The 20,513-nt window shown below is 41.9% G+C and carries 15 protein-coding genes; 14 read left to right on the top strand and 1 reads right to left on the bottom strand.

The genetic code is table 11. The annotated features are described in order from the left end of the window. Nucleotides 1-17 precede the first annotated feature (17 nt). The 11 genes from NST04_RS23510 (at nt 18) to NST04_RS23460 (ending at nt 17,262) form a co-directional block, all read left to right on the top strand. Nucleotides 18-1,592: a hypothetical protein gene (locus NST04_RS23510; protein ID WP_341186375.1), complete on the top strand. Its 1,575-nt coding sequence runs from the start codon at nt 18-20 to the stop codon at nt 1,590-1,592. A gap of 296 nt (nt 1,593-1,888) precedes the next feature. Next, nucleotides 1,889-2,797 carry an RICIN domain-containing protein gene (locus NST04_RS23505; RefSeq protein WP_341186374.1) on the top strand — a complete coding sequence of 303 codons (909 nt, stop codon included), beginning with the start codon at nt 1,889-1,891 and terminating at the stop codon, nt 2,795-2,797. A gap of 50 nt (nt 2,798-2,847) precedes the next feature. After that, nucleotides 2,848-4,035, top strand: coding sequence for a hypothetical protein (locus tag NST04_RS23500; RefSeq protein WP_341186373.1), 1,188 nt, complete (start codon nt 2,848-2,850; stop codon nt 4,033-4,035). 46 nt (nt 4,036-4,081) lie between these two features. Then, entirely contained in the window at nt 4,082-9,637 is a 5,556-nt protein-coding gene (locus NST04_RS23495; protein ID WP_341186372.1) for an RHS repeat domain-containing protein, read from the top strand. A 41-nt stretch (nt 9,638-9,678) separates the two neighbouring features. Beyond that, a complete protein-coding gene (locus tag NST04_RS23490) occupies nt 9,679-10,173 on the top strand; it encodes a hypothetical protein (protein ID WP_341186371.1) in 495 nt (164 codons plus the stop codon). 892 nt (nt 10,174-11,065) lie between these two features. After that, entirely contained in the window at nt 11,066-11,863 is a 798-nt protein-coding gene (locus tag NST04_RS23485) for a rolling circle replication-associated protein (protein ID WP_341186370.1), read from the top strand. A 322-nt stretch (nt 11,864-12,185) separates the two neighbouring features. Further along, nucleotides 12,186-12,989, top strand: a complete 804-nt coding sequence (locus tag NST04_RS23480; protein WP_341186369.1) for a recombinase family protein — start codon at nt 12,186-12,188, stop codon at nt 12,987-12,989. 186 nt (nt 12,990-13,175) lie between these two features. Further along, on the top strand, nt 13,176-14,414 hold the full coding sequence (locus NST04_RS23475; protein ID WP_445667951.1) for an IS110 family transposase: 1,239 nt from the start codon (nt 13,176-13,178) through the stop codon (nt 14,412-14,414). Between the two features lie 106 nt (nt 14,415-14,520). Next, nucleotides 14,521-15,213 (top strand): hypothetical protein, encoded by a 693-nt coding sequence (locus tag NST04_RS23470; RefSeq protein ID WP_341186368.1) that lies wholly within the window; start codon nt 14,521-14,523, stop codon nt 15,211-15,213. Nucleotides 15,214-15,742: 529 nt separating this feature from the next. Further along, nucleotides 15,743-16,222: a hypothetical protein gene (locus NST04_RS23465; RefSeq protein WP_341186367.1), complete on the top strand. Its 480-nt coding sequence runs from the start codon at nt 15,743-15,745 to the stop codon at nt 16,220-16,222. Between the two features lie 134 nt (nt 16,223-16,356). Then, nucleotides 16,357-17,262 (top strand): hypothetical protein, encoded by a 906-nt coding sequence (locus NST04_RS23460; protein WP_341186366.1) that lies wholly within the window; start codon nt 16,357-16,359, stop codon nt 17,260-17,262. Nucleotides 17,263-17,513: 251 nt separating this feature from the next. Here NST04_RS23460 and NST04_RS23455 read toward each other — a convergent pair whose 3' ends face one another. After that, nucleotides 17,514-17,723: a helix-turn-helix domain-containing protein gene (locus tag NST04_RS23455; RefSeq protein WP_025694734.1), complete on the bottom strand. Its 210-nt coding sequence runs from the start codon at nt 17,721-17,723 to the stop codon at nt 17,514-17,516. 185 nt (nt 17,724-17,908) lie between these two features. Here NST04_RS23455 and NST04_RS23450 point away from each other — a divergent pair, with 185 nt between their 5' ends. From NST04_RS23450 to NST04_RS23440, 3 genes are all read left to right on the top strand, one after another. Continuing rightward, the gene (locus NST04_RS23450; RefSeq protein WP_341186365.1) at nt 17,909-18,706 is read left to right on the top strand and encodes a recombinase family protein; all 798 of its coding nucleotides are present in this window, start codon (nt 17,909-17,911) and stop codon (nt 18,704-18,706) included. Further along, the gene (locus tag NST04_RS23445; protein WP_341186364.1) at nt 18,703-18,960 is read left to right on the top strand and encodes a hypothetical protein; all 258 of its coding nucleotides are present in this window, start codon (nt 18,703-18,705) and stop codon (nt 18,958-18,960) included. Before NST04_RS23450 ends, NST04_RS23445 begins: the two co-directional genes overlap by 4 nt. Before the next feature lie 218 nt (nt 18,961-19,178). Further along, a complete protein-coding gene (locus NST04_RS23440) occupies nt 19,179-20,414 on the top strand; it encodes an IS110 family transposase (protein WP_341186363.1) in 1,236 nt (411 codons plus the stop codon). The last annotated feature ends 99 nt before the right edge of the window (nt 20,415-20,513 follow it).

Raw genomic sequence — 20,513 nt, 5'->3', positions numbered from 1 at the left:
AAAATTTAATTCAGAGAATGGGGAAAAGAATGAGAAATAGGAAGAGTTCACTTGGGGGAATTGTTGTATTTTTATTTTTTCTTGTTGGCTATTTATCAAATGGTAATTTGATTTTTGCTGATAATGGTAAGAATCAAGAACTTCAATACTTTTATAATCAGAATCGATTGGACTTTATTTATTCAGAAGACAATTCATATTTAGATTTCTACTATGATCGGAACGGAAACTTGATACATAAAATACATAGGGAGTTTGAAGGGTTTGAAAAAGGTAACATCTCGGCAACCAGCTTCATGCCTTTAATAGGTACGCTATCGATGACCCAAGAGCCAAACAAGGTTGTAAGTGGAGCATATTCAGCATATGGAGTCGGGGAAAAGAATGTGGAATGGACAGTATTTATGATTTCAAATTTCTATAAGTTCAAACTCGAACCGAATACGCCATATAGCGTGACGTTCAACTATAAAGTAATAGATAAACCAGCAAGTGGAGGGTATTTCGACTTCTTTGTAAGAAGCTTAACCGGTAATGGAAAGGATGATGTGGGTTGGCTGACTTGGAATGAGGCCATCGGAACGAAGGGAAGTAAAAAGGTAGAGTTTGTGACTGGAGCGAACAGTGATTATTTTTTGAACTTCGGGATGCGTAACGGTGGAGCTATTTCTATTGATGATATTAAAGTTACGAAGGAAGCGGAATCATTTGAAAAAGGGGATGTTACAGCAACCGAGTATATGCCTCTAATAGGTACGCTATCGATGACCCAAGAGCCAAACAAGGTTGTAAGTGGAGCATATTCAGCATATGGAGTCGGGGAAAAGAATGTGGAATGGACAGTATTTATGATTTCAAATTTCTATAAGTTCAAACTCGAACCGAATACGCCATATAGCGTGACGTTCAACTATAAAGTAATAGATAAGCCAGCAAATGGAGGGTATTTCGACTTCTTTGTAAGAAGCTTAACCGGTAATGGAAAGGATGATGTGGGTTGGCTGACTTGGAATGAGGCCATCGGAACGAGGGGAAGTAAAAAGGTGGAATTTGTAACTGGAGCGAACAGTGATTATTTTCTGAATTTCGGGATGCGTAACGGTGGAGCTATTTCTATTGATGATATTAAAGTTACGAAGGAAGCGGAATCATTTGAAAAAGGGGATGTTACAGCAACCGAGTATATGCCTCTAATAGGTACGCTATCGATGACCCAAGAGCCAAACAAGGTTGTAAGTGGAGCATATTCAGCATATGGAGTCGGGGAAAAGAATGTGGAATGGACAGTATTTATGATTTCAAATTTCTATAAGTTCAAACTCGAACCGAATACGCCATATAGCGTGACGTTCAACTATAAAGTAATAGATAAGCCAGCAAATGGAGGGTATTTCGACTTCTTTGTAAGAAGCTTAACCGGTAATGGAAAGGATGATGTGGGTTGGCTGACTTGGAATGAGGCCATCGGAACGAAGGGAAGTAAAAAGGTAGAGTTTGTGACTGGAGCGAACAGTGATTATTTTTTGAACTTCGGGATGCGTAACGGTGGAGCTATTTCTATTGATGATATTAAAGTTACTAAAAGGCCGTAACAGTAGCATCCTTACTATCTTGCTATGTGGAATCGACTTTGTAATGAACTGTTCAGTTTTTCTTGGTCAATTGGACGGCGCTCCAGGGGAATGCTTCAGTTCTGGAAGTCCTCCTGTTTCATACGCTGTGATGACAATGGAGTATCCAATAAACGGGGGTATGACTTATAAAAAGATATGTATTAATTTTATTAGCATTTGCTTTATTTATTAACTCGCAGACTGCCACAGCAATGAAATACACTTATTCAAGAACAGGTGGGTTAAGTCTAATACGAATATCTGAAGAGAAGTATATGAATTTTCAGTATGATAACAACGGTAACTTAATTGGAAAGAAAAACTTAAACTGCAAACCATCAGAATATAAACTATTGAATGTGAATAGTAATAAGGCACTTGATGTATACGCAGGAAATAGTGTGAACGGAACCAAAGTTCAAATAGAAACAGATAACGGAACAGATGCACAGCGGTGGTTGCTCTGTACAACAGAAAACAACCTTTTTAAGCTGATTAATGTTAATAGTGGGAAGGCACTTGATGTAGCAGATGGAGGAACCTCCAACGGAACGAGGGTTCGGATATGGAACGATAATGGAACCGAAGCTCAGATATGGCGCGTAATCGAACAAGAGGACGGGTCTTATGAACTAATAAATATACATAGTAATAAAGCTCTCGACGTTGTAAATGGTGATACAGCGAATGGAACCCCTGTACAGATATGGGCCTCTAACGGAACATCCGCACAGAAGTGGAGACTCATTAAAGCGATTAGCAATGGAGCAGAATACAAAATACTGAATGCTGGTAATGGAAAAGCCTTGGATGTGACAGGGGGAAATACTACTGACGGTACTCCTATACAGATATGGACCCACAATGACACCGCATCCCAAAGATGGAGAGTCTATGATACTGGGGGCAATAACTATAAGTTAATTAATGTGAATAGCGGCAAGGCACTGGATGTGGATGGTGGAGGTACAACTAATGGTTCTGCTATTCAAATTTGGACGGATAACGGTACAACAGCTCAACAGTGGAAATTTAAAGAGAATTCAGATGGATCGATTAGTTTCATCAATGTGAACAGTAATAAATTGCTGGATATAACAAATGGAAATAACGAAAATGGTACCCGCCTACAGATATATGAGAATAACGGAACAAGTTCGCAAAAGTGGAAAATGATTAGATAGCTAAGAACTTAGAATATCTAATACATAGTTCAAGACAGGGTGTGTTTTATTTGAGAAGAATTTTCTTGATATTTGTTTTTTTATTAACTTTAGGTGCAAGTCATGCTTATGCTTATCCCATTAATGAGAATATCAATGGAGGATTTGAGCAGGATCAAAACAACAATAACCTTCCTGATTTTTGGGAAACCGTTTGGAGAAACGGAACCAGTGCTCTCTCAAGTGCTTCATTAGAAAGTTTCGAGCCAGCTGAAGGGAAGTATCATTTTAGACTGTTCAATGGTAGGGGAGATAAAAATTCATATATGTACGCTTTGTCGAATCCGGTTACTATCGAAAAAGACCATTTGTACAAAATTAATGCTTTTATGAGATATACACTGCCTGTTGGAAGAGCAAGCATAACGATCATTGAAACTGACCGAAATAGGAATATTGTATATGAATCCAATCGTTCTTTCTCTAACGGCGCATGGCAATGGCACGATAATTTCTTATATCTAGCCCCCCAAGCCAATACAGAATATATACAAATCCGCTTTGAAGTAGGGGGAGAGGAAAATGCCTATTTAGATATCGATAAGGTCAATATTGATTCTATTGAAATGAATGAGAGTTTTGAAAATGATTTTAATCATAATAATCTACCTGATTTCTGGGAAACAGCATGGAGAAATGGAACGAGCAATAATTCGAGTGTCTCCAAACCAGGTTATGATCCTATTGAAGGAACCTATCATTTAAGAATGTACAATGGAACAGGAGATCCGCAATCCTTTGTTTATTCACTATCGGACCCAATTCCTGTTAGTTCTGGATCTTCATATGACATGAGTGCTTTTATGAGATATACCTTACCAGAAGGTTGGGCGGAAATAACCATTATAGAAGTAGATAGCAATGATCGTGTTGTTACAGAGTATGGAAGAAGTATGAATAACGGTGGATGGAAATGGCATTATCATTCAGTTTTATTTACTCCTAACTATCAGACCAGTTACATACGAATACGTTTTGCTGTAGGGGGAGAAGAGAAAGCTTATTTGGATGTTGATCAAGTTTCTTTGAAAAAAGTTGTAAATCCAGCGGCATGGAAATTAGATATACCGAGTCAAAATCAAATACGCTACTTCTATGATACTAACGGCAGGCTTCAATATGTGCTGCTGACTAATGGTAAGATTCTCGCATTAAAATATGATAAAAATGGATCGCTGATTAAGAAAGAAGTATTATGATCCTATTTTTGTGAAATTAATCAACATAAGACAGGAGAGTATTAGAGTGAAGTCTAATCAAAAAGTAAAATCATTATTCATTTATGTCCTATCCTTGGCTATACTATTTAGCGGATTTCCTAACCTTATGGGCAAGGCGTCAGCTAACCCTGCTATGACAACTGCATCCAGAAGCACAGCAGAATTAGTCAAAAGCAGTCCTGCTCCCTCCCCTTCAGCGCTGCCTGTCTCAAGCCTAGGAGCACTGAAACCTGAACCTACCACAATGCCCATGTTGAGTCCAAGTGTAACTTCTGCGCCGGATAGCTTGGAGCCTTCTAACGCAATTGAGCCCCAAGCGTCGATTGCTTCTCAAAGAAGCATGCAAGCGACGGAAATTAAGGCGTCCGAGGGTTATGATATTCTGAACGACCCCGAACTGAGGGCAATATTTCAAAAGTATCTCGAGCACTATGGTGATCAGGAGGTGCAATTCGATCCGAAGTTTATTCAACCCTTAGTAGATGAAGGAGCCTCCGCTCAGGATATCTATATTATCGCGTTGTTATATCAAATGTATGCTCAAGATCCGGGGGAACTCTGGAAACAAAAACAAAGCGTGCAAGAATCCTGGATTGAACTGGAACAAAAGTTAGAGAAGAATCGTCAAGCTCTCGTTCCCGGTAATGTCACCGCAGACGTGTATGTGCAGCGTGAGGGCCGGATCAGAGTTGAAAAGCAAACAGTAAAAACTGTGGTTTACGAAGAAAATCCGCTGATCTCATCCGAGCAGTTCCGTATCGAATCTAAGGTTTTGAGTGCACTTAGTAGATCAATCAATGATGCTTTGAGTCAGCTGGGACTTAAGGATAAATATCAAACGTTTAATCAACAATTCTCCAACCAGAATTATTCTACGGAAAGCATTGATCCCATTACCGGAATGCTGACCTGGAGAAATACACAGATCAGCATTCCCGGAAAGGATGGGATGGATCTTAATCTAGGTGTTATTTTTCAATCTAATGCTATGAGTCAGTTTTACCCCGCAATAACGTATGACTATGATGAAGGGAGAAGAGTCAATATCGGAGCTTGGGATAATACCCAATTCCATAACTATCTTGGGCTCGGCTGGACGTTCAACGTCCCCGCAATCAAGAATTCCGGTTACTATAGTGACGGGCAGGGTAGTCAATATGAGATCATGTATGTCAGTCCCCAAGACGGCTCTACGCCCTATTATACTTTAAAAGACTATCCTACCGGTGGCGTCAAAATCGAATACGGGATGAATGGTAGTACGACTATTCATTTTCCAGATAATTCCAAACAATATTTCACTTCTGATCTGACGATATTATACGACCGGTTTGGCAATACCATCAGCTATAACTATAATTCTGAAGGGAACATTTCCTATATTAAAGATACTATAGGAAGAAGAATACAGTTTGAGTATCAAGCAAAGATTGATGCTAATACACCTAACATTATTGTAAAAGTGCTGGATGATAATCAGGCAGCCGTCAAGGAAGTAAAGTATTTCGAGCAAGGGTTGGGTTACAGTGGCGCTAGAGGACTCCGGCGTATTGAGCAGACCGCAAATGAAAGCATACAATTTGAGTATTACGAGTATGCGCAAGAATTTGATTACATGAGTAAGACTATTCCGAACAGACAGTCTCTTGCAATTAGTGAGTATATGTTGAAGAGGGTTCAATACAATCAATCTTCGGAGACCGTCTACAATTACGAATACGGACTTCACAATTTATCTGTAGATGGGGTGATTCAAAAATCCAGAGTCAGCGGCCGAAGTGATCGGATTCTCCGGAATTCACAATCTCCTTATGAAGTGAATCGACAATCCATTCATTATAGCGGAGACTACAGTGCCTATGGAACGGGTAGTGATCCTGAAAATGTGCCGGCAGGATACCAGTTTTCAACAGCTGTCTCATCGTTAGATACTCAGGGCAATGTCCAAAAAATTACGACGACAACATTCAACCATCTGAAACAGCGAATCAGCGAAGAGAGCAAAATTGTGGCCGGGAGTCAAGCAGGACAACGGGTATTGACATCATATGCCAACTTTTCGGATACGTACAAGTTCAAGCCAGCCGTAATTGAAGAGCGGACCTATGAAGGAGAGGGAGATAGCAATCCGAATGTTCTGTATACCGACTTGACCTATGATGCCATGGGTTATGTATTGACCCATACCTTGCCTTTACCGCCTGAGAAGCGTAACGATAATAGTATCAAGCTCAAATACACTCGCAGTTATCAGTATGATCCAGTCTTTCATTTTGTCAGTTCAACGAATGGGTACGCCAATGAAAGCGACACAGCCCCCTTATCCGAGACCACAACCTATACTTCGGAAGGAAGAATCGAACAAAGTGTAAATGCAAAGGGGGAAATCACAAAGTACTTTTATGCTAAAGATAACAGCGCTTTTACCGTTACGGCAGAACGATGGTCCGAAGGGCGATTGGTCTCGAAAGTAATGACAGTGTATGGAGAAGCTAATTATAAATATGCCTATCCTACAGAAACGAAGCAATGGTTCAACATAGGGCAACCCAATGAACAAATCATACAATCCCAAATGAGTTATTATAAAGATAGCGGTCTGCTCAAAAGCGAGACGAACAGTGCCAATCAGACAACGGAATACTTCTATGACGAGCTTGGGCGAGTAGTCACTGTGAATAAGCCGAATTTCAGGAATGCATCCGGCGAGCTCTTCTCGGAGAAAGATGAATATACGTATAAATATAATCAAGCCTCCACTCATTTTGACGAGGTTAATGCAGATATAAACAGTTTTGTAGTCGATACCTTCCATACGCTTAAGAAGGTCGTGGATGGAAGTACACTAACGGACCACCGTATTCAATTCTATAATGGTCTGGGACAGACGCTCTTAGATGAACGCTATGATCCCAGCGCAGAAAGATTTACGCAAACCCAATATCACTACGATGAGTGGATGCGTCCTGTCTATGTGAAAGATGCTGCGGGGAATACGCTGTCGATGCGTTATGACGGATGGGGCAGACAGAATAAAGTGTCGAACGCTGATGGGAATCAGGTCGTAAGCGATTATTCACCAAAGGCAAGAAGGAGTACTAGTTATATTCAAGACATCACGACAACCGAAAAGTTCAACTATGCCGAAATAAGTTTTGATGCATGGGGAAATCAGATATCAGCTTCGACCTACAAAGATTGGCCCAACCAGCAACAGAAAATTACTGAAACGTATCGTTACAACCTGATGGGAAAGGTCACGGGGTATACTGACCCAAATCATAATCTGAATGAAGACGGGGTAACAACCTCCTTTACCTATGATGCCTTAGGCCGGTTAACCAACCTGAAAGATGCCTTGAACCAGACGACGAGCTACAGCTATGACGGGAACAGTCAAGTAACCAAGGTTACGATTCAAGCCAAAGGCGGTACTCCGCAAACATTAAATACAAAGAACTATAACGAATTGGGCTTGCCTATCGTGAAACAGGATGGCTCCTCTCAAAGTGAGAGCTACACGTATAATAATCTGGGCCAATTAGCCGCGAAAACGGACCGTAACGGCAATGCTTTCGAATATGTATACGATGAGAGTGGTCAGTTGAAAACCAGCACAATTCGTGGGAACATTAATAATGTAGTACAAACCCAGGAAACCAAAATGATTTTCGGTGATGGCAGTCTGGATAAACAAACGGTCCTCACCTCGATGAATGGGGTACTGACCGCTTCACATACCCAAATCCAGAATAGTCTGGGGCAAGTACGCAGTGTATATTCGGAGTCGGGTGCGCATACCGCCTGGATGGGTAACGAACTCGATGTTTTAGGGCGAATGAAACGGATTACAGACAACTATATGGGCTTCTCTGCAAATTACCAATACCAGAAGGAACGGCTGGACAAAGTTCAGACGAATGGAAGCTCGACCCTAAATAGCGATCCATCTGTAAATGCCCAGTACAGTTATTATGCGAATAACCAGATTCAGCGGATTGTCTATCCGACACTGACGGATGGCAGCCAGTTGATTACGACCTATACGTATAATAAAGCACTCGGCTGGACGGAATCGATGAGAAATACTAAGGGAAGCGGAAGCCTGTCAAGTTACAGCTACGGCTATGACAACAACGGGAACCGGATCTCCGTCAGCGAATCACGCAACGGAGCGGCTGCTCAAACAACGAATTACGCCTACGATGCGCTGAACCGGTTGATTTCGACCACCCGTCCGGATGGCGGTCAAACCACGTATACGTATGATGTACGGGGCAACCGTCTAACCTTGTCTGATACGAGCACCGTAAGCCTGGATTCTGCTGATACCAGCTACACCTATGACTTGCAGAATACATTAACAAGCGTCACCAAAGGCGGAACCAACATTAGCTTCAAATACTACGCTGATGGAATGCGTTCCATGAAAACCAAGGGGAATATCCAGACCCAGGTGAACTACGACTTCCAGGGACAAGTCATCTCGGAAGAGAAACTCATGAACGGCGACTTTGTCGAGCGGGCGAACTATGTTCGCGGTGACCGGGTACTGGTGAAGAAGGACAAAAACGTCAGTGACAACACCGTCAAAGATTATTATTACCTGTACAATGGACATGGCGATGTGGTGCAAATCGTAGATGCCACGGGTAAGGTTATCAATAATTACACCTATGACGAGTGGGGCAACATCACCAGCCAGGACGAGAAAACCTCTAATCCCTTCAAGTATACTGGAGAGGTGTATGACGAGGAGACTGGACTGTATTATCTGCGGGCGCGATATTATGATCCGAGCATGGGACGGTTTTTAAATGAGGATACGTATGAGGGGCAGATTACAAATCCGCTGAGTCAGAATTTGTATACGTACGTGCATAATAATCCGTTGATTTATAGTGATCCTACGGGGCGTATGGCTGCTGCAAACGGAGGCTCAGGTGGAGATCCGCTGTACAATGTATCAACTACTGATGCTACTATGAAAGTTATCTCAGCTCGTTCAGTGGATGCAGCTACTCAAGCTAAGATTTTAAAATCATTAATGAAAGAATATAAATACGGATTTTATGGTGATGATTCGGGAGGAATGACTCGAAATCAATTTGAATATCTGTATAACTTAGCAATGGCTGAGGGTTTAGGAAATTATGATACGGCTATATGGGCTATTTCTCAATTAGATAACTATTTCAGTTATGGGAAAGATGATAAGACTACTACGATTGCCTTAACGATTGGAGCTATGGGAGCAGGGGCGGTATCCGGGGGAAGTTCTAATTGGAAAAGCTCAAAGCAATTTGGACATGCATTTTTAACTCATGGAGCTGGTGCTAAAAATACACGAAGTTTAGTAGATAGGGCCAGAAGTACAAAAAATAATCAAGGGCAATGGCTGGATAATCAAAAAGCAGCAGACTTTATTACTTCTAAAGGTTCAATCACAGAAGCTACAACATTTGATTTGCCTACAGGTATGGGACAAGTAATTACTCCTGAGGGTGTTATAATACCTGCAACGAAGGCTATATTAGTTCCATCTGCAACTGGTATAAAAACTGCTTATCCGATTCCATAATAAGAAATCCACTATGAAAGGGCCGATACAATATTTTTAAGATGGAGTTAACATTATATAAGCCGTTGGAAAGTATACCTGAAACGGAATACTTAATACCTGATTTAGAACTCGATGATTCAGTGGGAATTCTAATGTGTATATGTGAAGCGTTTGAAATTTCACAATCTGTATCATTCATTGTTGGTGGTTTTGGGCAAGATAACTGGCCTGTTGATTGCAGAACAGATCTATCTACTGTTATAGAACAAGTTCCTGATATATTAACGAAAACAAGAGCTGGCATATTCTCTTTTGAATTAGATTTCTACGAACAGGGAATCGAAAGACAGTTAATATTTGAAGAGGATACGAATCTTGTTAAGGTTACTTGCGTTAGTCGTACTAAATGGGTGCCTTACCCAAGTTCTGTATTTTTGGAAAAGACTGCAGTTTCTAAAGTATTTGAAGAAATATATATCAAATTTTTAGAATTTAGTTCTGTGATTTGTGAAGGGCTGGTGAATAATACTCTATTAAACGATTGGAAAGTATGAGTTATCTTGACCTTGAGGGTGTTCTTCCTCAAGGTCATTCTCTAATTAAACTAGTGCCGAATAAACCTGCGGGAAGCTTCTCAAGACTACAACCCACATATTTCTTATAAAATATTCTGCAAGTGCATGGAAATTCTAAATCAATTCAAGCAATTAAATTGACCAAAGATTTAAACGTACATCCCTGTTCGAAACGTAGCATTTTATTTTAATAAATATATACTGATTTCCCTCGGTTTATGGAGTACTCCACCTCATTGACTCACTTACCTCCAGAATACTTCCGGATGAGTTAAAATGATCAGACATCCTTAAAAACACCTGTATGAGGGACTTTGGATTAAACAGAATAGATTAGCCGTATAGAAAATAATCAGTCCCTAAGCGATAGAACGTATGCTACGCACTCAGAAGTCACTCTAGATGGCCGAATCCTTGTAAACGTGAAATTCCGACTGTATAAGCATTAAAATCGTAAATCTCTTGGTTTAAATCGTCTGTAGTCATTTTAGTTTCCAAAACTGAACTTTGGACGAAGCGAAGCGGAGTCTCCGAGCGCAGCGAGGTGTAACAGTACCAAACGTTCCTCCCATTTGCGATTAGATGGACACTATACCGCTCTACGGCGCTGCAGGAGGTGTTTACGTTCGTAAGTAAGGAAAACGTCTGTACTTTCACTAACGCTTGTATTTGCCCTATTACAATCCACTGTATTCATTTAACCTCCCTACAAACGCTCTGCCCCCAAAGCATCTCCGTAATTAACCGTAACTAATCTGTCAAAAATCAATCTTCAACCCATGGCATACACACGGAGTACACTCTTCTTCCCCTGCTTTATTTATGGCAAAGGCTACCCCAAAGGGGCCTTACCCTAAGGAGGAAGAAGAGTATGAATGCTTATAACTGTCAGGCAACATGGATTGGTAACTACTTGAAAGTAAAGATGTATGGGAAACCCATATACCCTGGCCGCATGAAGTCCTACCGAACGATGACTAAGTGTCAAGTGGAAGGGATTAATTCTAACCTTCCCTTGAAACCTGAGTCGCTGGATCTGGGCAACTCCTCACGATATAACAGCACTCCACAACCTAGACGATTGTCATTGGCAGAACGAGAACGATTCGAAAACCTGATTGATCTGAACTTCGCCACGGGTCATAAGTACATCACCCTAACGTATGGAAAAGAGCACGTTTCGCTGGCCGAAGCCAGTAAGGATTTTGAAAACTGGATGAAGCGGATGCGGGAGCGGTATGGGGACTTTAAATATCTTGCTGTACGCTCATTTCAAGGCAGAGGAACGATCCACTTCCACATACTGGCGAATCTTCCCCGAATTCCGAGGGAGGAACTGGCGAATGGTACCTTTAGGTATATCTGGGGCCACGGAAATGTTGACTTTAAGCAAGTTTACGAATTATCTGCAGGAGATCGGAGAAATAAGCTTAAGAAGTATCTCCTGAAGAACCTTCAGGAATTTAAAGCGGATGAGCGCTCCTATGGCAAGCGGCTGTTCCTTCATAGCAAGAACCTAAAGCTGCCTGAAATATTTAAAGGTAACTATGACGAGCTTATGGAGGATTTTCGGAAAATGGGAGTTGAGCTGAGACTGATAGAATCCAGACAATTTCCTGTGGACTATTTGGATTTTATCCGGTTAGAAACACATCAAATTATCGCGTGAACATGAAGCCTAACAGTTTAATGAAACGTGTATAAAAAGCCCCTCTAGGCCCTCAGGCGCACTTGAGTCTAATCTGTTTAAGGTAGCCATAATGTAGAGCTTAAATTAGAGTAACTGCATGGAATTAAGCTCTCCGAAGGCTAATCGGATAGCCTGTATAGGAACTTAATACCAATTAATAACGAAGGAAAGAAAGCTTGAACTCTTCTGCGGAGCGTACTATACTTGCTTTTATTAAAAGGAATTAATTACCAAGTAATAGGCGCTAAACTAAGCTTCCGTTACGGTAATTAAAATTTTCGTTGCGATTGGGAGAAAGCAGATGAACGTAGTTGGGTATATTCGCGTGTCGACGCAAGGGCAAGTCAAAGAGGGATACAGCCTATCGTACCAGCAGGACGAAATCAAAGCGTACTGCAAGGAGCAGGGTTGGAATTTAATCACGATCTATACGGATGCCGGAGTAAGCGGCGCTAAGGTGGATGAAGAGGCCATGGAAGTAGAGCGAGAAGGTTTTCGGATGATGCTGGATGCACTCTCTTCAGGTGGTGTGGATTATGTAGTGGTCTTGAATACAAATCGCCTGTGGCGAAGTGATCTTGTCAAAGTGTTAGTCCACCGGGAGTTTAGGAAATACAGTGTAGACATCAGGAGTATTGAGCAGCCGACATACAGTATTCATCGTAAAGACCCGAATGACTTTCTGATGAATGGACTTATGGAACTGCTCGACCAATATCAGCGATTGGAAATTGCCTTGAAGCTTGGGCGTGGAAGGAATAAGAAAGCACAGCAAGGTGGATATGCCGGAGGTCGCGTAGCTTTTGGGTATTCAGCCAAGCGAGGCACGAAAGTGATGGAGATTAACCGAGTGGAAGCGTCAGCTATTAGGCGACTGTTTGCACTGAGAGAGCGTTATTCGGATTCGACATTGGCAGAGTTAGCGAGACGGTTGAACGCCGAGGGCTTCACTACCCAGCAAGGTAAACTATTTACGAAGGTTCAGGTCAAGCGAATCCTTGATCGCAAAGAGTTTTACGGCGGGATATACCGTTACGGAAACGTGGAGGTTGTCGGTGTCCATCCAGCGATTCTGGAAATGGAGAACAGTAGCATTTCTCATTGATGTGACAATATAAGGAGTGGCTAAAACAGAAGCCAATTTATGAGTCAATGAAATAAAGAGCCGTGTGAAGCCATGAGGGAGAAACAGGATTTTGCTAACGTATCTTTGCGGCCCGTCCGCTCGAACTGAGGATGCAGACCTGTTTCTTTACTCTTGACTTCTCCGGTTGACTTCAAGGAGTGGGCAATCATAATAAAGCCGGATCAGTTAGTGTATGTAGGCGTTGACCTGCATAAACAGCACCACACAGCCGTCATTTTGGATTGTTGGAATCGAAAGCTAGGAGAAATTAAGTTCGATAACAAGCCTAAGGCCTTTCCGCTACTTGAAAAAGAAGTAAAGAAACATACACCGAGGGGAATGTCTGTGGTTTACGGGTTAGAGGATGTAGGCGGTTACGGTAGAGCACTAGCGGTCTACTTGACAGAAAAGGGCTGCTTCGTGAAGGAAGTTAATGCGAAACTGGCGAACAATAGACGAAAGAGTCACGTAACCATACAAAAGTCAGACTCCTGGGATGCAGAATGTGTAGCGAAGGTCGTACGGGATGAACTGCATAATCTACCGGATGCCAAGCCGATTGATCTGTACTGGGCCATTAGCCAACTGGTAACCCAGCGCAATTGGCAGTCCAAGAATTTGACTGATGGGGTCAAGCGGCTACATCAGCAGCTAGGCTATCACTATCCAAGTTACAAAAAGTTCTTCTCAGAAATTGATGGGAAAACCGCCTTAGCCTTCTGGCATAAATACCCTTCCCCAAATCATCTTTCAGGTGTGAAGGTGGAGGAACTGGCCCTGTATCTCCGAAAGCTGAGTAATAATGGTTTATCCACCAAAAAAGCAGAGCAAATCCTGTCTCTTATCGCAGATGATGGCGACACAACTCGTGATTTCCAAGATAAGCGGGATTTCATTGTCAAAGGCCTTGTGCGAAACATCCGCTTTTACAAACGGGAAATGAGACGGGGCGAAGGAGAGATCAGGAAGCTGACGGACCAGTTAGGCTTCCAACTGGAAAGCATGACGGGCATTGACCTTGTCACGGCGGCAGAACTGGTAGCAGAGATTGGTGATATTTATCGCTTTGCTACGCCCGATAAGCTGGCCCGATTTGCCGGAATCGCCCCGGTAATCGTTGGCTCAGGAAACAAGGTCAGAAACTACAAGAGTAAGCAGGGGAATAGAGTATTACACGACATCATTAAATCTCTTGCGATCCGTCAGCTTCTGGTTCCACGTTCTACGAAGGTACCCCGGAACCCCTACTTTCACTGGTACTATGAGCAAAAGTTAGCCGCAGGTAAGACCAAGCAGCAAGCCATTGTGTGCATTATGCGGAAGCTAGTGAATGTGATCTTCTACTTGATGAAAACCAAGAAGACATACGTAATTCCAGAAGTATCCATACCAGAAGCTGGATGATATAATCTGGATGGCGGCGATTGGAAACAGTTGCCGTCCTCTATTTTAGAATAGTCGCTTTATAAACTAGGATACGTATGAAGGGCAGATTGATAATCCTCTGAGTTTGAATCTTTATACGTATGTTAGCAATAATCCTTTGATTTATACAGATCCATCGGGGCATGCAGCTAAAGCATATGATTTTGGAGGAGGTGGAGGCGGATTAATGGATGGTGCCGCCCCAAAAGCTACTTGGGTAAAAGCAGGTGAAGGGGTTTATAGTGCTGTTGATTGGTATACAGGAGGAGCGCTTACAAATTACATTAATTCAAACGATCAACCTTGGAGTGCAGAACATCTCTTAAATGCTGCGAATTTAGCGATTAAGTTTATTCCAATATCAGCAGCTGAAGCGAAAGCTTTACAAATTGGGAAGGCTGCTGAAAAAGCAGGGGTCAGCCTTATTCAAAAAGCAGGACAGTGGATAAAGGTTGTGTTTAAAGGCGAGGCGAATATTGTTAAAGCTATTCCTAAATTGGAGGGTCTGGCAAGCAGTGCCGTTAGTAGTAACAGACCGATAATTGGTATTCTAAGAGAAAAGGGTCAAGTTGATGCATTTGTTCAACCAGAGAATTATGGTGCTTTTTTGAGTCATGAGCAGTTGGGATTAACCAAAAAAGATTTAGGTTTCAGTCTATCTTATCATGATGGTAAGTGGTCTGTTCAGGGCTCTGGATATGCTGCCGGTAAGAATTGGGCTCAGCCAACTCCAGAACAGGCGGAAATGATAAAAAAAATGTTTGGCATAGGAGGATAGAATGAACATAAAGCAATTAATTTACAAACATTATGCAGTGAATTGTCCTAATTGCAAACATGAACTATCTGTTTATGCAATATATTCAATTAATGAATTTGCTGTAAAGTGTAACAGCTGTAAGAAGGGATACATTTTACAGCGAAGCAAAGGTATAAAACTAACACCTTCGGATGCTGTAGATAAGATTAATATGGATTTACTGCAATATGATGAATACCATAAGTATTATTTAGGCACTCCCACTAGCCAAACGCTAATGCCTCAATGGATGAGGAGATTTATTAAGTAAAAGTAATATCAAACCAAGCTGCCACATGCGAGCGTAATAACTGCATGTGGTTTTTCTTTTAGAAAAAGCATTTGACATTCTGAGTATGGCGGTGTTTGAGATGATCGGATTACAATTTATAGCAGACATACTTCACATGGAGTACAAATCGGTAGCAGAAGCCATCGGGGTTTCCAAGCAAACATTTCAGGACTGGATTAAAGAAAGACGGAAGATACCTAAACACGTCTGGAGCAATTGTCTGAGTTATTAGGGATCGAAGATCAAACCTTGTTACTGAAGGAGTTGCTTCCATCTGAAAAGTCGGAAATATGTATGGTTTACTTAACCAAAATAGATGAACATGAGGAAATTGAAATTACCAACTTTGATGATGACGGAAACGAGTACACTACAACACAGCACTATTCGCAGAATTTTAACCTTCTTGAGTATGTTCAAGCAGGACAAAAAAGAGAAAGATTGATCGAACAGGTAAGTTCCTTGCTGAATACTGATCCAATCAACGAAGGCGCAAATTTCAACCTTTTAGAAGATGCAGTTGCGGTAATCCAAGAACAAAATCGTAATAAAAAGAAAGCATTGGAATTGGTCTTATATTATCTCGTTCACCGGGATAACGAATGGGGAGTGCATCCCGATTATGCAAAATACGAACAGAAGCAGTTCTTTGAGAAGCTTGACAAGTTGTTTGAAGAAACAGGAATTAAACCTTAATGAGGTGGTGAGCACGATGAAAAAGATAGACACAAGTTGAACAATAGCCCGACCCTGGATGAGGGTTCTCGTTCTTATAACATCTCCAATCACATCCAATATTTTAGACTACTAGAAGTGAAAGAAGGTTTCATATGTTTGACACTATCATACTGAAAGCAAAACCTATTCCTATTGATCCAGCTATATTGAATCAACATAGCTCTAATTTAACTACATTCTATAGCGAAGAAACAGGTGCATTGAACACAAGCTATACGTTAAAAGGTGAAAAGTTGCCATACATGAAGTATATCGAGGGTAGCCAAACACTCACAGTACAAGTATCCATGCCAAAGTTTCTATATGGAGACAACGTTACGATGCTCACAGAAGCAGACATTCCCTTGTTCTTTGAACAGTTGCAAGAGAGGCAGCTCCAGCTCTTTGATGTGTATATTCCACACTCTGAATGGATAATAAGCCGATGTGATGTCTGTTGCAATTTTCAAGTAGGTAAGAAGGTCAGTGAATATGTGCGGATGCTAAGTAGGCAGCAGCTTGCTTACAAGAATACAATATCATACAACCAAGAACAGACCGTTGAATACCGGAACAAGAGCAGCAGAATTATGTTTTATGATAAGTATAAGCAAACTCGAAAGGAAGAAGAATCAAACGAGATTATTGAACGTTCTAAAGGTATCCTTCGACTAGAAGTCCGACCTAGCGACAATGATCTGAGAAGGTTCTCGCCAACGAGGAAGGCTGTAGAATTACTCCAAAAACCATTCTTTGACTACACGATGGAGAGGGCACTTGCGCAGATTGAGTATCCAGAGGAAGTTAGCGATATGGATTTGTCTTGGCTAATGGAGAACAGAGAAAACATATCGAAGATCGAAACTGTTCTTGGTTTCCAAATACTGCAAAGCATATTCGAAGAGTCCGTATTAAGGCAGCTTTATACATCATCTACGTATGCTAATCGCAAAAACTTGGCAAAAAAAATAGCAATCCCTCAAGGGGACTGCCTAGATCGTCTTGCTATAAATAGCTAGAAGACACATCCATACCGATGGACACGTTATTTTGCCGATAACGATAAAAAGTCCAACATGTTGGATGAAATAAAAATAACATAGTCTCTATTGTACTTGAAAATAAAGAGATTACAACCCCTCCCTTCCGGGAAATGTTCACCATTACGATAGGAAAACACCCGGGGGTGGTTTACATCAAAAAGCATGATTCTTGTTGAGGAATAAGGCGTAGCACATCCAGCGCCCGACCCGACTTCCATTTGAGCACCTTAAGCTTCAGAATCTTCAACAATCAGTTCATGGATGGAGATGTCTAGGGCTTCACAAATCGCTTCCAGCGTTCGGATATAGACTCTGTCTACTGAATCGGAACAGAGATGATTGATCGTTGCGTAGCGAATGTTCATTTGCATAGAGAGTTGACGTTGAGAAATTCCTTTCTCAGCAAGTATTTCTTTTAAGCGAATCTTTAGTTTCATAGGAAAATAATCCTCCAACGTAAAAACGTACTATTAACCGTACTATATCACATTGTGTCCAATCTAGCATTGATATATACGCTTAAAGGTACTATAATCACTATATACTCTTAAAGGTATATAGTGGCGGTGTTACAGCAATTCTAATTCATGTAACGCTAAGATTATGCGGGGAGGTTAACCTAATGAATGTCATAGGCTATGTACGGGTCAGTACACAAGGTCAGGTGAAGGATGGCTACAGTTTGTCCTACCAGCAAGACGAGATTCAGTCGTACTGTGAGCAGCAGGGATGGTGTCTGGTTCATGTCTTTACAGACGAGGGTATCAGTGGAGCGAAAGTGGACGAGGAAGCCTTAGAGGTCGAACGAGAGGGCTTCCAAGATATGCTGACCTATGTATCGAGTCAGAAGGTAGACTACGTAGTTGTCCTGAACACAAGCAGGTTATGGAGAAGCGATATTGTCAAAGTCCTTATCCATCGGGAACTGAAAAAGCGCAGTATCGACATTCGGAGTATTGAACAACCGACATATAGCATTTTTAAGAAGGACCCGTCTGACTTCCTAATTAACGGTTTGATGGAATTGTTGGATGCTTATCAACGGTTAGAGATTGCTATGAAGCTGGGACGTGGACGAAACAAAAAGGCTTCGGAAGGTAAGTTTGCAGGTGGGGGTATTCCTTTTGGTTACAAAGGGAAACGGGGATCAAAGCAAATGTTCATTGACGAACAGAAGGTAGCTACAGTTCAGCGGCTATTTCAATTGAAAGAGCAATACCCTATATGGTCATTGTCGGCTTTAGCCGAGAAGTTGAATGAAGAAGGATTTACAACAGAACAAGGGAAGAGTTTCACCAAAGTACAGGTGAAACGAATCCTAGATCGTAAAGCATTTTACCAAGGAACGTATCGTTATGGGCAGATCGAAGCAGACGGCAAACATCAAGCGATCCTACAGTCTGGGGGGATGTGCTTGTGACGATATTACAAGACAATTATGACTTGCTGGTTGAGCAAGAAAATCAGCTTCTAACAAGTCTCCGAACCACTGCCGCTTATGAAAATGCCATTTTTCAAATTACACATGAACAAGCTGCGGAGATTCACTTGCCGACAGCAGAGAAAATCATAGATAAGATTCACGAGTATACAGAAGAACTGCGGCTAGACCTGCTTTATGTACGTCTGGAGAAGTCACATGTTGCTGGGATGTTAAAACGTACAGCTTTCTAAGCATTAAGGTAAACAAGAGATTGCTAACGTATCTTTGCGGCATAGACCGCTCGAACTGAGGATGCAAACTTGTTTATCCATGATGTTTTCGCCACTCGTTTGAGTGGTTACTAATGGGCTGGATACATACAGATCAAGCGATAAAGACAGCAAAGATTCTTGAATGCAACGAATCGAATCCATTAGTAACAATTCAAATACAGAGGGAGCAAAAGAGAATGATTGAACAACAGAATCTAATCTATGTAGGAGTTGACCTGCATAAACAGCATCATACAGCCGTCATTATTGACTGCTGGAGCAAGAAGTTAGGGGAACTAAAATTCGATAACAAGCCGTCTGCCTTTCCCTTGCTGCTTAAAGAATTAAAGAAGTACATCAAGAAGGGCTTGTCCGTTGTCTATGGACTGGAGGATGTTGGAGGTTACGGTAGAGGACTTGCCGTGTATCTGAAGGACAATCGTTGCTGGGTGAAGGAAGTGAACGCAAAGCTCGCTAACGCCAGACGAAAAAGCCATGTGACCGTTCAGAAGTCGGATAGCTGGGATGCGGAATGCGTTGCCAAGGTGCTCAGAGACGAGTTGGAGCGCCTGCCAGATGCTCAGCCCGTTGACCTGTTCTGGGCGATAAGCCAGCTTGTGACGCAGCGGAAATGGTTGGCTAACAGTTTAACGGAAACGGTAAAAAAGATGCACCAGCAGATCAGCTATTCCTATCCCAGTTACAAAAAGTTCTTCTCTGAAGTAGAGGGGAAAACGGCGCTTGCCTTCTGGGAGACCTACCCTTCACCGTATACCTTGAAGGACATGTCAGAGGAAGCCCTTGCTGCCTTCTTGCGAAAGCACAGCAACAATGGATTGTCTCATAAGAAGGCAAATCAAATTCTTAGTCTGATCGACGCAGATGGAGAAACGTATCGGGATTTTCAGGATTCAAGAGATTCAGTAGTGGTGAGTCAAGTGGAATCCGCTCGATTTTTTCAAGAACAATTGGTCAGTATCGAGGGTAAGATTGAGCATTTGATGCAGCAGCTTGGCTTTCAGCTTGAATCCATGACAGGGATCCATGTGGTGACAGCAGCGCAGCTTGTGGCAGAGATTGGCGATATTCACCGATTCTCTTCCTCCGACAAACTTGCCCGATTCGCTGGCATTGCACCAGTCATCGTAGGTTCAGGTAATAAGTTTCGAAATTGTAAGAGTAAGCAAGGTAATCGGGTATTGCATGAGATTATTAAGAGCCTTGCGATTCGTCAGATTGGTGTCACCCGTACCAAGAGAGAACCCAAGAATGCCTATTTTCATGCTTATTATGAGCGAAAGATAGCAGAGGGGAAGACGAAACAACAAGCAATTGTGTGCTTAATGAGGAAGCTGGTAAACATCATCTACGTCATGATGAAGAAAAAGTCAGCCTACGTGATGCCGAATACACCAGTACAGCAGGCAGGATGATAGAATGGGTGGTAGCTGGGAGTGCTTTCTCAGTTGCCACCTTCTTTATTCAAAGCTCCGCTTTATAAACTAGGATACGGTTGAAGGGCAGATTGATAA

The sequence above is a fragment of the Paenibacillus sp. FSL H7-0756 genome, from assembly GCF_038006765.1.
In the GTDB taxonomy this organism is placed as follows: domain Bacteria; phylum Bacillota; class Bacilli; order Paenibacillales; family Paenibacillaceae; genus Paenibacillus_AQ.
This window is presented reverse-complemented; position numbering and strand designations above follow the sequence as displayed.

Bases quoted from the DNA above. Each gene is read 5' to 3' on its own strand.
- NST04_RS23510 (WP_341186375.1), top strand. From the start codon at position 18: ATGGGGAAAAGAATGAGAAATAGGAAGAGTTCACTTGGGGGAATTGTT.
- NST04_RS23505 (WP_341186374.1), top strand. From the start codon at position 1,889: ATGAATTTTCAGTATGATAACAACGGTAACTTAATTGGAAAGAAAAAC.
- NST04_RS23490 (WP_341186371.1), top strand. From the start codon at position 9,679: ATGGAGTTAACATTATATAAGCCGTTGGAAAGTATACCTGAAACGGAA.
- NST04_RS23485 (WP_341186370.1), top strand. From the start codon at position 11,066: ATGAATGCTTATAACTGTCAGGCAACATGGATTGGTAACTACTTGAAA.
- NST04_RS23480 (WP_341186369.1), top strand. From the start codon at position 12,186: ATGAACGTAGTTGGGTATATTCGCGTGTCGACGCAAGGGCAAGTCAAA.
- NST04_RS23460 (WP_341186366.1), top strand. From the start codon at position 16,357: ATGTTTGACACTATCATACTGAAAGCAAAACCTATTCCTATTGATCCA.
- NST04_RS23455 (WP_025694734.1), bottom strand. From the start codon at position 17,723: ATGAAACTAAAGATTCGCTTAAAAGAAATACTTGCTGAGAAAGGAATT.
- NST04_RS23450 (WP_341186365.1), top strand. From the start codon at position 17,909: ATGAATGTCATAGGCTATGTACGGGTCAGTACACAAGGTCAGGTGAAG.
- NST04_RS23440 (WP_341186363.1), top strand. From the start codon at position 19,179: ATGATTGAACAACAGAATCTAATCTATGTAGGAGTTGACCTGCATAAA.